General features: G+C 52.2%; 10 protein-coding genes. 6 read left to right on the plus strand and 4 right to left on the minus strand.

Translation table 11 applies throughout. From position 1 onward, the window contains the following. Positions 1-44: 44 nt before the first annotated feature. A complete protein-coding gene (locus tag ABJU74_RS10555; protein ID WP_348384170.1) occupies positions 45-311 on the minus strand; it encodes a hypothetical protein in 267 nt (88 codons plus the stop codon). Between the two features lie 199 nt (positions 312-510). Between ABJU74_RS10555 and ABJU74_RS10560 the strand changes: the two genes are divergently transcribed. Beyond that, positions 511-1,938: an amidohydrolase gene (locus tag ABJU74_RS10560; RefSeq protein WP_348384171.1), complete on the plus strand. Its 1,428-nt coding sequence runs from the start codon at positions 511-513 to the stop codon at positions 1,936-1,938. A gap of 92 nt (positions 1,939-2,030) precedes the next feature. Here the strand turns inward: ABJU74_RS10560 and ABJU74_RS10565 are convergent, their stop codons facing one another. Continuing rightward, positions 2,031-5,240, minus strand: coding sequence for an amidohydrolase family protein (locus tag ABJU74_RS10565; protein WP_348384172.1), 3,210 nt, complete (start codon positions 5,238-5,240; stop codon positions 2,031-2,033). A gap of 99 nt (positions 5,241-5,339) precedes the next feature. After that, complete coding sequence (locus tag ABJU74_RS10570) at positions 5,340-6,242, minus strand: histone deacetylase (RefSeq protein WP_348384173.1); 903 nt, start codon at positions 6,240-6,242, stop codon at positions 5,340-5,342. 19 nt (positions 6,243-6,261) lie between these two features. Between ABJU74_RS10570 and ABJU74_RS10575 the strand changes: the two genes are divergently transcribed. After that, on the plus strand, positions 6,262-7,677 hold the full coding sequence (locus ABJU74_RS10575) for an AarF/ABC1/UbiB kinase family protein (RefSeq protein WP_348384174.1): 1,416 nt from the start codon (positions 6,262-6,264) through the stop codon (positions 7,675-7,677). Between the two features lie 10 nt (positions 7,678-7,687). Here the strand turns inward: ABJU74_RS10575 and ABJU74_RS10580 are convergent, their stop codons facing one another. Further along, complete coding sequence (locus ABJU74_RS10580; RefSeq protein ID WP_348384175.1) at positions 7,688-9,439, minus strand: adenylate/guanylate cyclase domain-containing protein; 1,752 nt, start codon at positions 9,437-9,439, stop codon at positions 7,688-7,690. Positions 9,440-9,550: 111 nt separating this feature from the next. Between ABJU74_RS10580 and ABJU74_RS10585 the strand changes: the two genes are divergently transcribed. From ABJU74_RS10585 to ABJU74_RS10600, 4 genes are all read left to right on the plus strand, one after another. Next, the gene (locus ABJU74_RS10585) at positions 9,551-10,822 is read left to right on the plus strand and encodes a TIR domain-containing protein (RefSeq protein ID WP_348384176.1); all 1,272 of its coding nucleotides are present in this window, start codon (positions 9,551-9,553) and stop codon (positions 10,820-10,822) included. 27 nt (positions 10,823-10,849) lie between these two features. Continuing rightward, a complete protein-coding gene (locus ABJU74_RS10590) occupies positions 10,850-12,148 on the plus strand; it encodes an MFS transporter (protein ID WP_348384178.1) in 1,299 nt (432 codons plus the stop codon). A gap of 69 nt (positions 12,149-12,217) precedes the next feature. Further along, positions 12,218-14,005: a DNA helicase RecQ gene (recQ, locus tag ABJU74_RS10595; RefSeq protein WP_348384179.1), complete on the plus strand. Its 1,788-nt coding sequence runs from the start codon at positions 12,218-12,220 to the stop codon at positions 14,003-14,005. After that, positions 14,002-14,553 carry a TIGR01244 family sulfur transferase gene (locus ABJU74_RS10600; protein WP_348384180.1) on the plus strand — a complete coding sequence of 184 codons (552 nt, stop codon included), beginning with the start codon at positions 14,002-14,004 and terminating at the stop codon, positions 14,551-14,553. Before recQ ends, ABJU74_RS10600 begins: the two co-directional genes overlap by 4 nt. Positions 14,554-14,582 lie beyond the last annotated feature (29 nt).

Genomic DNA, 14,582 nt, shown 5'->3' on the forward strand with positions numbered 1-14,582 from the left:
TGCACCAGCCTTTTCGATCGCTTATCGCGAAATATTTTATAAAGTTACTTCAACCGACGCAGTTCTTTTTTGGTCAAAGAGGTTGTCAACTTGCCGTCTGTTTTCGACAAAGTCTCGGCTTGTACGCGGCGCAGCTTTCCTTTGTAAATTACCAGGACGTCACCATCAGCAGCGACACGGTTTACTTTGGCCACACTAGAACCAGCGGCGTCATAAAGGCGATCATTGCGCTCTGCGTCTGCAGCAAAGGCAGCCGGTGCAGTCAACGATAAAGCAGCGGCGGTGAGAAGGACTGAAGACAGTTTTTTCATGGTAAGACTCCTTGGGGACAGTGGTTACTCTGCATAGGTAAGAGCCAATACTAATAAGTTGCAATGTGAAATGTTGCACCTGCGAGTTGCTTTTTTGCAATTGACCCCGATTCAGCCTATTTTTCAGATTGATCTAATAGTCTTGCGCAAAAGGCTAATCCTATGCCATCCCTTGCAAACGGCTACTATGGGGACATTCATGAAACATATTTCCTATTTATTGGCATTTGCAGCCCTGCCTGCCGCCGCGCAGGCGCAAGATGGTCAAGAAACCAAAATCCTTAGCGAAATGGATAGCCGCTATGGTGAGACTGTCCGCATGGCGCGCCAAATCTGGGAATGGGCGGAAGTTGGCTATCAAGAAGAAAAAGCCAGTGACTTACTCCAGCAAACGCTCCGCGCGCAGGGATTTAAAATCGATAAAGGCGTCGCGGACATTCCCACTGCCTTTGTTGCAGAATATGGCAACGGTGGACCCGTTATTGCCATACTCGCAGAATTTGATGCCCTGCCTGGCATCAACCAAGATGCGGTAGCTATTCGTTCTCCGATCCCCGGCAAAAATGCATCTCACGCCTGTGGCCATAACCTGTTCGGCGCTGGCTCCGTTGAAGCCGCCATTGCGGTCAAAAAATGGCTGGATGAAAGCGGCAGTCCTGGTACGGTCCGTTTGTATGGAACACCGGCAGAGGAAGGCGGTAGCGGCAAAGTCTATATGGTTCGTGCCGGGCTGTTTGACGATGTCGATTTTGCTTTGCATTGGCATGCTGCCAGTGAAAACTCTGCTGCAGCCCGAACCACGCTCGCCAATCGATCGGCCAAATTTCGTTTCCGAGGACGATCAGCCCATGCCGCAGGAGCGCCGGAAAAAGCACGGTCGGCTTTGGATGGCGTGGAAGCGTTTAACCTGATGGTCAATATGATGCGCGAGCATGTGCCGCAGGATTCCCGCATTCACTATGTTATCACAGAAGGCGGCACGGCTCCCAATGTCGTGCCGGATTTTGCGGAAGTATTTTACTATGTCCGTCATCCTGACCCGGATGGGGTGGATGCAATATGGAGCCGACTGGAAGATGCTGCCCGCGGCGCCGCATTGGGTACCGGTACGACCGTGGACTGGGAGGTGATTCACGGCAATAATCCCCTACTCGTCAACGAACCACTGGCCAAAATGATGGATGCCAAGCTTCGCCAAGTGGGCGGCATTAGCTACACGGCAGAAGAACAGGAATTTGCAGAAAAAATTTATGCCAGTCTCGACAAACCGAAATTGCAGTTGGGCAGCCAATCGGAGATTCAGCCTTATGATGTTACGTTGGGCTATGGCTCAACCGATGTCGGCGATGTTTCCTATGCCGCCCCAACCGTTGGTTTAAGGACCGCGACTTGGGTACCCGGCACGTCGGCCCATAGTTGGCAGTCTTCAGCGGCAAGCGGTATGTCGATCGGCTTTAAAGGCACGCACAGCGCCGCTAAAACACTGACCTTGGCGGCAATAGAATTATATACCAATCCCGCCCTTCGCGAAGAAGCCAAAGCGGCATTCGACGAAGCGCGGGGACCCGACTATGAGTATAAATCGCTTTTGGGAGACCGCCAACCACCCTTGGATTATCGTAAGTAACCCCAATCGAAACACTGGCGATAAGCTGGCAATAAGGTCAACAAAAGAAACCGCCAGGTGCCGATCTTATTTCAACATCTGGATCACCCCCGTCATTCCCACCAATAGGCCAACCGTTGGCGCGTTCCCGACACCAGCTCGTTCATGGTCACCGGATCATATATTCGGCCATTGACCATGACTCGATGAATTTTATCGCTATTGCGTATATCGACGCTTGGATCAGCATCCAGAACAACCAAGTCTGCCAACTTACCCACTTCCAGTGAACCAATTTCATCCGCCATACCCAATGATTTCGCCGAATCTATCGTGCCGGATCGCAGCGCTTGCATGGGCGACATCCCCCCACGCACAAAGGACCATAGCTCCCAATGGGTAGCAATTCCGGCCTGTTGGCCGTGCGCGCCAATGGCAACCAGAACCCCTTTGTCGGCCAGTTTCTTGGCTTCGCGAGCATTATCATCATCGACGAAATCTTCCTCCGGCGCTTTGGTTCTGCGCACATTGGCTGCGGCCAATTGTTTCGGCGGCGTGTGACTCAGCAATGGATGATCAAATACATTTGTGGCTTGCCGCCAATAAGGATCACCCGCCAAGCCGCCATAGCTGACGACCAATGTGGGCGTATAGTTGGTTTGCGACTGTGCAAACATCTGGACGACATCATCATAGAAAATGTCGAGCGGAATATTATGCTCCAATGTCGAATTGCCATCGGCCACGAGGGCCATATCCATACCGAAAAGCGATCCGCCTTCGGCGACAACCAGCATGTTTTCCAATCGGGCCGCCTCAACCACTTGCTGACGCTGTTCGCGACGAGGCTGGTTATAGTTTTTCACACTATAGCCGCCTTGCGCCTTTAGCCGGCGCACATGATCGCGCGCATCATCAAGACTGTTGATTTCCGCATAGATATTCGCGGCTTTTGCACCATAAACGATTTCACCGGTTGAGAAGATGCGCGGCCCGACCAACTGTCCAGCGCGCTGCATTTCAGCTGCGACAAAAATCTCACTCGCACGACTGGACGGATCGTGAATGGTGGTTGTGCCCAGCGCGAGATTTTGAATCAGCGACCAATTTTGTTGCGGCACCAGTTCATCTGTTCCCTGCGAGCCGTGCGCATGGGCATCAATATAGCCAGGAAGGATGGTCTTGCCGGTCACATCCACAATATTCGCATTGGTGGGGATCGCAATCGCGCCGCGCGGACCAACAGCAGCAATCTTGTTATCGGTGATCACAATAGTCCCGTCTTCAACAATACCGCCCGCTTCATTTTCCATGGTAATCAACCGCGCTCCGACCAAGGCAATTGTTCCGCGCGGCTTGTCCGCTGCAATGGTCCGTTCCAAGGACATACCCGTTGTTGGCGGGGTAAATTTGGCATCTTCTTTGCCCGCTGGGCCATTGCCGAATAACTGGCTGGTGCGTGCAGTGAACAATTGCGGGCCGATGCTCCAGTGCAATTGTGCGCCATCTTGTGACCAATGAATGTAATCCGCACCGCCTTTGCTCACGCGCGTGACCGGCAAGGATTTGCTGTCGGGCTTGACCGCTACGGCTTGTGTGCCGGGCAATAAGGGCATTACAAAGGCTTCGTAATTTTGGCGAAAGGCAACATATTGGCCATCCGGCGACACAATATAGTCATTGGCGAGTTCACCGGTCGCATGGGTGCGCTTAGCTTGACCGTTTAGATCGCTGCTCATCAAGACACGCTTGTTTTTCTCTTGTGCCATCATGAACAGGCGGCCGCTATCCGCACCATATTGCGGTCCGGATGCTCCTTTCGCTACCCGTTCGGGAGTGCCACCAGATGCAGGGACGCGATAAACACCGTCTTCGACCGAATAATCTGCGGAGGTCAGATAACCACCGCCTTGCATTTCAAAAACAATGGTTTTGCCATCGGGTGAGAAATGCGGCCGCGCATAATGGCCCGGTCGGTTGGTAACGATTTTAGGAGAACCACCGGATGCGTTCACAGTTTTAATCCGTCCCAAATCACGATCGGTCCAGGCCACAAAAACAATCGATCGGCCATCGCGTGACCAAGAAGGAAAGAGTTCGCGCTCACCATTGCTGCGTGTCAATTTTTTCGCTGCACCGCCGCCAATCGGCTTGATATAAAGCTGCCCAAGGCTCTCGAACACCACTTGCCGGCCATTGGGCGAAACTTCGGCAAAGCGGGGCATTTTTGCTGTAAATCTGTCCAAAGAAACCGGTATTTTGGGGTGCGGAGCGTCGGCGACACCGCGGGTATCATCAATTGCAAATGCGATAACCGACGAGGCTGAACCATTTGCTGCAACTCTGCGTATCTTGCCCCCCGACCAAAAGATCACATGCTGACTGTCAGGTGTCCAATCCATATTCGGATACACACCAGTGACCGCCCAGGTTTCTTGGACATCTTGATCGAGATTATCGTAAATTTTGCGTTCTATGCCGCTTGCTAAATCTTTGACATAAAGCTTGGAAATAGCGCGTTCACGGCGGACAAAAGCAATGCTCTTGCCATCGGGCGATGGTGTGGGCCGCACAGAGCCCCCCAATCCAGAAACAGCGGTCGTAATTTCACCGCTTTCCAGATTATATTGTTCGATGTTGAACAGATCTTTGTTGGAATCCTGCGCATAGATGAAACGCCCGCCCGGCGTGATATTGCGAGTATAATAAAGCGATTTACCATCGGGCGCATAGATCGGTTCGCCCAATTCTTTTTGATGCTGCTCGTTGGGCTTCTTGACCAAAACGACACCGGCACCACCAGAGACATGATAAATCCAAACTTCGCCCGTGCCCAGGGATCGGCCCGTGGTAAAATGCTTCTTGGCGATAATATAGCGGCCATCAGGGCTCCAGCTCGGCTGATTGAGCAAACGAAATTTCTCTTTGGTTACTTGGCGTTTGTCGCTGCCATCCCGATTCATGATCCAGATATTGTCGCCGCCACCGCGATCTGAGGTAAAAGCAATACGTTTTCCATCCGGTGAAAAGCGCGGTTGCACTTCCCACGCCAATCCTTCGGCGATGCGCGTAGGCGTGCCACCGGTCATCGGCATCGTATAGATATCGCCCAGCAACGCAAAAGCGATACTGTTGCCATCCGGACTGACATCCACATCAATCCAGCTCCCTTCATCGGTCTGGATGGGCACTTGCTTGATCGGTGCGCCTGCAGGGGCGTTCACATCCCATTTTTCTTCCTTGAGTTTATCCGGCGCAGATTGAGCAAAGGCTTGGCCAGACAATGCAACGGCAGCTAGCGCCGTGATCAAGTGATATTTCATGAGGACTCCCAATTGGCTATGCGTTGCGCTTTATTTTATGTCGTGAATAGACAATATAATTAGGCCGATGAACAGGGAAATTTGCATATAAATCAGCAATTAGCTGCGGCTATTTTCATCCGCCATTGCAAGCATCGAACGGGCATGCCTTTTTGCGACACCCAGATGGTCTGTTCCATAGCCGCCGCCCAATGCACTCGCGACAGGAATCCGTTGCGCGCGGGCTTGCTGAATGACAAAGCGGTCCCGTTCTATCAATCCTTGATCGGTTAACGCCAAGCGCCCTAGCCGGTCATCAACATGGGGATCCACACCGGCTTGGTAGAGAATTAGATTGGGTGCAAAATCATTGATGATCGTGGGCAGATTATCCGACAAAATATTTAGATAAGCCGTATCATCCGTTCCGTCATCCAATCCAATATCCAAGCTCGATCGGGCTTTGCGCACTGGAAAATTTTTTTCGGCATGCACTGAAACCGTCATGATATCGCTGCGTCCTGCCAATAAAGAGGCTGTGCCATCGCCTTGGTGGACATCGAGATCCAAGACCAAGATGCGCTCCGCATCCCGTTCGGCAATGAGCCGATGGGCAGCGATGGCGAGATCGTTAAACACACAATATCCTGCTCCGGTTTCAGACCGCGCATGATGGCTGCCCCCCGCGCTATTTGCGGCATAGCCATGCTGCAGCGCCAATTTTGCGGCCAGCCATGTCCCGCCAGAACTAAATTGCACGCGCTGGGCGATGGCGGCGGTTACGGGAAAACCAATGCGCCGTTCTTTAGCTGGCGGCACTTGGGCCGAAAGCACTTGTTCGACATAGTCCGGATCATGCACGGATTCGATCCAATGGCGCTCCATCGGTTGCGGGGCATATTGCCGATAGGTCGAAGATAATTCACGGACCACATCGATCACCAACCGATATTTGTCGAACGCGAAACTGCCTTTGGTTGGCGGCGGAGCGATGTAATCGCTGTGGTGGACAACGTGCAACATATCCCATGTTTAGAACAGCGTGTTCACAATTGACACTGTCCGTATCCGCCGAACAAGGCTATGTCCGGGTGCACATAGTCCAACAGCCCGCAATCAAAGAGATTCCAACATCGCTACGCGAGACAATTCCAACAACAAAGGCCACGCGGTTCCCAGTGGCCGTTTGTCCCGCTTCACCCGCTTTGGCACCATGGCAACTGCGATTGGCGGCAATATGTTGCTGGAAGGCGCTCGCCGACTGGCAGAAGGAGAGCGTCCGAAAATCAGTGATATGTTGCTGACTCCGAAAAATGCGATCAAACTGACCAATCAACTGGCTAATCTTCGCGGCGCGGCAATGAAAATGGGACAAATGCTGTCCATGGATGCCAGTGATGTCCTACCGCCCGAATTGGCTGATATTCTAGCAAAGCTTCGCGCCGATGCGCAATTTATGCCGCGTAAGCAATTGTTGAAAGTGCTTTCCAAAGAATATGGGCCGGATTGGAATGAACGGTTTTCGCAATTTGATCAGCACCCGATAGCCGCCGCTTCCATTGGACAGGTTCACCGTGCCATCGCAAAAAATGGTCGGGAACTGGCCATTAAGATCCAATATCCGGGCGTTCGAGAAAGCATTGATAGCGATGTCGACAATGTTGCAACATTGATCAAACTATCGGGAATCGTCCCCAAATCTCTCAACATTGCTCCGATGCTAGCCGAAGCAAAAATACAGCTTCATCAAGAGGCCGATTATCAACAGGAAGCCGCTTATCTCAAACGTTTTGGTAAGCTTCTTAAAGACGATGCAGAATTTCAAGTGCCCAAATTTCACAAAGATTTGAGCACAGATCGCATTCTCGCCATGACCTATATAGACAGCATTCCGATTGAATCATTGATCACGGCACCGCAAAAAGTCCGCGATAAGATCATCACGCTCTTGTTCACGCTGCTTCTGCGAGAACTGTTTGAATTTGGGCTGATGCAAACCGATCCCAATTTCGCCAATTATCGCTATAATGAAAAGACCAAACAACTGGTTTTACTGGATTTCGGGGCCGCGCGCGCCATTCCCAAGCGCGTTGCTAATCAATATCGTAAACTGATGATTGCCGGCGTCGCCGGTGATCGTAAAGCCGCACAAAAGGCCGCCATCAAAATTGGCCTTTTTGATGGCAACGCCCAATCGCATCATCAAGACGCCATTATGGATATGTTCGAAATGGCCATGGCGCCGCTTCGGAAAAAAGGACCGATAGATTTTGCGGATAACGGGATCGCCCAAGAATTGCGCGATGAAGGCATGCGCTTTGCGGCGGAGCGGGATTTTTGGCACATTCCCCCGGTTGACACCGTTTTCATCCATCGTAAATTTGGCGGTGTCTACATGCTGGCCAATCGGCTCAAAGCCAAAGTGGATATTGTAGCACTGCTAAAACAATATATGTGATTGTAATCGGTTAGACAGCGGTCAGGCGATAAATTGGATAGGTGCCATAGCCCTTGGCAAATTCCACATTTCCGACATAGCGACATTTGAATTGATCCGGCGCTTCCAAAACCAAAATGGCTGCAAAAGGTTCGGTCACAAATACGGCTCCCGGCGGGGTTACCGGTTCGATGCGCGCTGCGCGGGATACTTCGGTCCCATAAAACGTGGTCTTGCCAGTGATGAGATCTTGCGTCTGATAGGCCGGGCCATAATGCACCCCAATGCGCATGCCCGTCCCTTCGGACAGGCCAAGCAATTCATAGTCGAAATCTTCCAACGATTCCTGCAAGGCCAAGGCAATATCAGCGGCCACCGGCGCATCCAAGGTTATCGCCAATACCGCATCGCCCCAGCTATTCTTGGCCAAAATCTGGTCGGGATATTGCTCCAAAACGCTAGCCATCCGCCCCATAACACCTTTCCAAAAGGCAGGAAGATTAGCCTCAGCTAATTTCGAGAATCCAGGAAAATCTGTGAACAGATAAGCCGCCAGACCGCGTTCCAGATTGTCCGTATCCGGTTGAACCGGCCACGCCAAATCACGATTGATAACGCCGGCTTTTATTACCGTCGTTGCGCCCCCGAAATCTGCCCAGACTTTGACATCCGCACCGGTACCAGCTGGTCCGTCTACGGGCAGTTCGTCCCAAATAGCCAATTGCTGGGGCGGTGTGCCAAGATATTCGGACCGCAATTTCGCCATACCCATGGCAACCTTGCTGGCATATCCAAATTGAGCGGCGTCTCCGACATAATTCATTTCTGTAGCAAAATGGACGCTTTTGGCCGCAGCGAGACATTTTTCAAACCGTGCTATCCACCCTTGGCCCGCAGGCAATACCGATTGCGCGATAAAATCGTCTTTCACAAAGGGTAGTGTTACATGCAATTCTCCGCCGCGAGCGATTATCGCTTCAGCGATTAAAATATCGGACCCTGCCGCCAAAGAGCCATAAGCAAAATCGGCATTATTCTGGTCCAGAAATCCGTTTATTTCGGACCGCAATTGCGCTTCAACCTCCGCGTCTTCCAGAAACATATGGCCCGCAAAATGGATCACAGTTGGCGGCGAGATAGGCGCCAACATATCGTTTTCCCGGCTTTCATCCAGCCGCAATATTTTCGCGAGCAAGGCGAGTTGCCGGATGGTGCTCGACTTGGCTCCGCTATTGGCGTCAGCCATTTGACTAGCCATAAACAAAGCCGCAGCAGCCTCATCGACACGTTCGTTGATCAGCAACGCTTCAGCCAAGGTTGCTGCGTCATAATAGGATTTGGGATGGGCTATTTCCGAGCGATCGATAATGGCCGAAGCCAATTCTTGCGCTTGCGACTTTTGACCGCTCAACAATGCCAGGCTGGCCGCATTTATCGCTGGATAGGCATCCCCGCTTGCCTCATAAATATCAGCATAGGCCCGGTAAGCAGAAGTCAGCGCCATATGGCGATTATTACCTTCGGGTAATGCCAGCGCTGCATCTTTCAATATACGCGCGGCAATGGAGCGATGATGAGCGTTTGATGAGCGATCGAGCCCATATTCATGGTAGAGCGCCATGGCTTGTGACCCGTCGCCCATGCGCGCCAAGGTGAGCACAAGCAGATGGCGCAATTCTTCAGAGTCATCGCCATTGTCAATCGCGACACGCGCCAGATCATAAGCCAGCAACAAATTGCCCTTATCAATGGCTGACTTGGTTTGATCGACATTTTGCCCCATAGCGTCACTGTAGATAGATTTTACAATTGCCGCAAATTATGGCTTTAGTCATGTTCATCAAGCTATAGCCGGGCTCGTGATGACGATCACAAAAGGGATATTGGGGGACATATGGGGAAGCAATCAGCCACGCAGCTGTTTATCAGCCACCATTCCAGCAAGTTACCGATTGCGCTGGAGCTCGAAAAATCATTGGCCAAATATGGCGTGACATGCTGGCTCGCTCCGCGTGATGTGGAACCCAGCGAAGCCTTCGATATGGCGATTAAAAGAGCGATAGACGAAAGTTGCGCCACTTTACTGCTCTTCTGCAGCAAATCCGACAAAAGCCCCCATGTGAAACGGGAATTAATATTGGCGGATTCCTCCCGTAAAGCGATAATTCCAGTACGTTTGGAAGAACTCGCCCCTGATGAGCTTGCCTATCATTTGGCCAGCTCACAATGGATCGATTGGCTCGAAAAACGAGAAAGCACGATTGAACGCGTCGCGGCCAAAGCCCATCAACTAGCGGGCACGGTTCAGAAAACCATGACCGTTGATGACCTGATTGAACATAGCGGCAATGGCGAAAGCGAAAGCCAAGCCTCGCCTGCCAATGCTGATAGCACAGAGAATCATGATCAAGACCGTGCAGAATCGACTACGGATTCTGCAGCGATTAAACCGGCCGCTTTAGAAGCAGAGCCAGAGGAACAATTGCTCGCAGCCTCAGATCCGGAACCGGAAACTGAAGCCGAAACTTTTCATGATGACGAAGATGAGTGGGAGACTGAACAACCTAAAGCCAATGTCGCCTTGTTTGTCACCTTAGCAGCGCTGTTTGTCGCGGGCGTGGCGGGATTTTTGATCTGGAGCACGATGAGCAATGAAGAGCCCATGGCCGTCGCCAACCCGGTTGATCCGATCGAGAATATGGGAACAGAACCGGGAGCGGTAGAGCCAGAAGATCCCCCTGTTGACGCTCCGGTAGAACCGGTTGCACCGCCGCCCGATGCTCCGAGTTTCGATTGCGCCAAGGCCACCCAACGCGTTGAATATTTGATTTGTGATACACCCCAATTGGCGAAGCTGGACCGCACATTGTCCACCGTTTACAAAAAAGCCATGGCTGCCGCAGGACCCAATGCTCCGCGATTGCAAAAGCAACAAAGAGCATGGCGGACTGATATTCGCGATGCCTGTGCGGACACACAATGTGTTGCAACATCCGTACGCGAACGATTGGCCATATTGCGCGCAATTGCCGCAGGGAATTTGGATGTACCGCGCAATCCGCCGGCGCCTGGATTCAGCGCCCAGTTTAACAATAGTTTCAGTCAAGACCCACCGCCGCCAACACCGAGTGATGAACGCGCGGCTGACACAATCAATCCTAATTAAACAAAGGGTATCACTTGCGGCTTTCCCATGTCACACACGCTTATGACAGCCGCACCCGATAGCGCTGAAAGCCCAGTATCGACCGAGAGTCGGTTCCCCAAATATGTGCTCGCCGTGCTGTTTGTCGTCACCATGCTCAATTTTCTCGATCGCCAGATTATTTCAATATTGGCGGAACCTATTAAACAGGATCTCGATTTAAGTGACACCCAAATCGGGTTCATGACCGGGCTATCCTTTGCCCTGTTTTATACAACCTTAGCCATTCCGGTGGCGGCCTTAGCGGACAAATGGAACCGCAGCCGGATCATTGCGATCGCCATAGCCATCTGGTCTGCCATGACCATCGCTTGCGGCTTGGCGAATAATTTCATCCAGATATTTCTAGCACGTGTTGGCGTGGGTATCGGAGAAGCAGGATCTTCTCCGGCGTCTCATTCTCTTATCGCAGATTTATTCCCCCCCGAAAAACGCGCGGGCGCTTTGGGCATATTGGGAATGTCTGTCCCGATAGGAGCGTTTATCGCTTATGCTGGCGGGGGTTGGATCGCAGAAAATTTCAGTTGGCGAGCCGCCTTTTTATTGGCAGGGGTACCTGGCATTCTCATCGCCTTAGTCATCTGGTTCACCGTGGCTGACCCACGTGGGAATATTTCACTCAAGACCGCCTTCCAAAGAGATCCCAGCAAAATGACGTTCGGCCAAGCTTTGTCTGTCCTGTCATCCAAACCGGCCTATTGGCATTTGGTCGCAGCAGGCGTGCTAGTCCAATTTGTATCTTATGGTTTAGCCAGTTTTTATGGTGGTTTATTTGTCCGTGTTCATGCCATTGGCTACGGCGAATTGGGTTGGAAACTCGGCGTCATGGTTGGATTATCCGGCGGATTTGGCGCTTGGCTGGGTGGTCAAGCTGGCGACTATTTTGGAAAATTGCGCCCAACTCTGCCGCTGCTGGTGGCAGCCATCGTCTTGGTTGTTTCGACACCCGGTATGATATGGGCCGTATATGGTACCAACGCCAATATGGCGGTCCTGCTTCTGGCCATTCCCACATTTGCTGCAACATTTTATTTTGGTCCCAATTTTGCGGCGATTCAAAAGCTTGCGAGCGATCAGACGCGGGCCATGGCGGTGGCCATTTATCTGCTGATTGCAGGGATAATCGGTCTCGGCATCGGGCCGGTTTTTGTCGGCATATTGTCTGACTTTTTTGCGAGCACTCTGAGCGAAGCGGCGGCATTGCAACAGGCCTTGGCGATATTGGCATTGTTTAATATCTGGGCCGGCTTTCATTTCTGGCGCGCCGCACGCTTAATGACGGAATGATGATCAGATAAATTCGGCAAATTTGACTTTAACGGTTTACTCAGTCGCTCCGCTGGGTAGGACGGAAAGATGACCGATCATCTTTTGCCTCTGTTGAAATCCACCTTCGGTTTTAACAATTTTCGCGGCGTTCAGGACCAAGTTTTGACGCGCGTCATGGATGGTCAGAACAGCTTGGCCGTTATGCCGACCGGTGCGGGTAAATCGCTATGCTATCAATTGCCGGCCATTGCCAATGAAGGCACGGTGATCGTCATTTCACCGTTGATCGCGTTGATGCATGATCAGCTCAGAAGCGCCGAAGCCGTCGGCATTCGGGCGGCCACCCTGACCTCGGCGGACGACAATCGCGCCGAGACAATCGCGCGGCTTAAGGCCGGGCAGTTGGACTTGCTCTACGCCGCACCAGAACGGGCATCAGGAGACCATTTCCGAAATTTGCTGGAACAGGCCAATATATCACTCATCGCCATTGATGAGGCCCATTGTGTTTCCGAATGGGGGCATGATTTTCGGCCCGATTATCGATTGCTCAGGCCCTTGCTCGATCATTTCAAAGCCGTCCCACGTTTGGCTTTAACCGCGACTGCCGATGCACATACTCGAGACGACATATTGGTGCAGCTGGGAATCGAACAAGATGGCTTGATCATTGCCGGATTTGATCGCCCCAATATCCGCTATACGATTTCACCGCGCAAAGGTTTGACTCGCCAGATTGTCGAGCTTGTTGATCGAACTGCTGGCTGCGGGATCATCTATGCGCCCACGCGCAACGCGACCGAGAAAATTGCTGACCAGATTGCCAGAACCGGTCGCAGTGCCCGCGCCTATCATGCAGGATTGCCGCCAGAGTTGCGCCAGAAAAACCAGGCCGAATTTGTCGCTTCCGAAGATATGGTGATGGTTGCGACTATTGCCTTTGGTATGGGAATCGACAAGCCCGACGTGCGGTTTGTCGCCCATGCCGGACTGCCCAAGTCTATTGAAGCCTATTATCAAGAAACCGGGCGCGCCGGTCGCGATGGAGATCCCGCAGAAGCCCATATGTTCTGGGGCTCCGAGGATTTCGCTCGCGCCCGGCAACGCCTGTCGGAAGTAGATGAAACCCGGCTCAATAATGAACGTATCCGCTTGGCTGCGCTGGGCGGCTTGGTCGAAGCCGCGGGCTGCCGACGGGCTATTTTGTTGCAGCATTTTGGTGAACAACCGCCGGAAACCTGCGGCAATTGTGACAATTGCCTGCACGCTCCCACCACGAGAAACGTCACCGAACTGGCGCGCAAATTCCTCTCCGCCGTCTATCGCACCGGGCAAAATTTCGGGGTCGGTCATCTTGAAGCCGTGTTGACGGGAAAGCCGGAAGACAAAGTGGTTTCACGCGGCCATGATCAATTATCGGTCTTTGATATTGTCGATCAAGACGACGCCCCTTTGATCAAACCGGTGTCCCGCTCTTTGCTGCTGCGCGATGCTTTGCGTAACACCGAACATGGCGGCCTGATGTTCGGTCCGGAAGCCCGCGCCATATTGAAGGGTGAAAAAGAGGTCGCGATTGTTGAACCGCCCAAACGCGAACGGAAAAAACGGCGCAGCGGCACTTCTCCCAACCCTGTCGGCGATCCGTTATTTGACGCGTTGCGCGCCAAAAGAATGCTTTTGGCTAAAGAACAAGGCGTACCGCCTTATGTCATTTTCCACGACAGTGTGCTTCGCGATATGACCGGCTTCAAACCGCGCAACTTGGCAGGCTTAGCCGAACTTCCCGGTATCGGCGCGGCCAAGCTTGAAAAATACGGAGAAGCATTTCTCCATGTCATTCAAGAAGTTACGGAAGCCCAAGAGGAAAGTGTGTGAAATTGGCGCTCACATTATTGTTCGCTTGTGGCATTGGGATAAGCGGCCTGATGCTGATCTACACGAACCAATATCCGGCACAAAATTCCTCTATACCAATAGAAAAGGCTGAAACCATGTTCCGAAAAATAAACGATGAAATCAGTGTAGCCCCGCAAATCGCACTGGATGATATTGCCATCGCCAAATCCGAAGGGGTGACGTTGATCATCAATAATCGCCCTGATGGCGAGGATCCTGACGCCCCGCAAAGCGCCGCTATAGAAGCAGCAGCCCAAGCCGCTGGTCTCAGTTATATCAGCATACCGATTACCCATAGTGGCTTTTCCGCCCCCCAAGTAGATGCAATGATTGCCGCCTTGGATGGCGCAGATGGCAAAGCGCTGGCTTATTGTCGATCCGGGACACGCTCCACGTTGCTCTGGTCACTTGCGCAGGCCAAAAAAGGTATGGCACCGGATGAGATTTCTCGGCTCGCCGGAAATGCAGGCTATGATATCAGCCCGGTGCGAGCGCTGGTTGAAGCGCTATCCAACGGTGCGCAATAATTTGCATAGCAACCCGCACAAGACTGTCC

The sequence above is a fragment of the Parasphingorhabdus sp. genome (genome assembly GCF_039982415.1).
Taxonomy (GTDB): Bacteria; Pseudomonadota; Alphaproteobacteria; order Sphingomonadales; family Sphingomonadaceae; genus Parasphingorhabdus.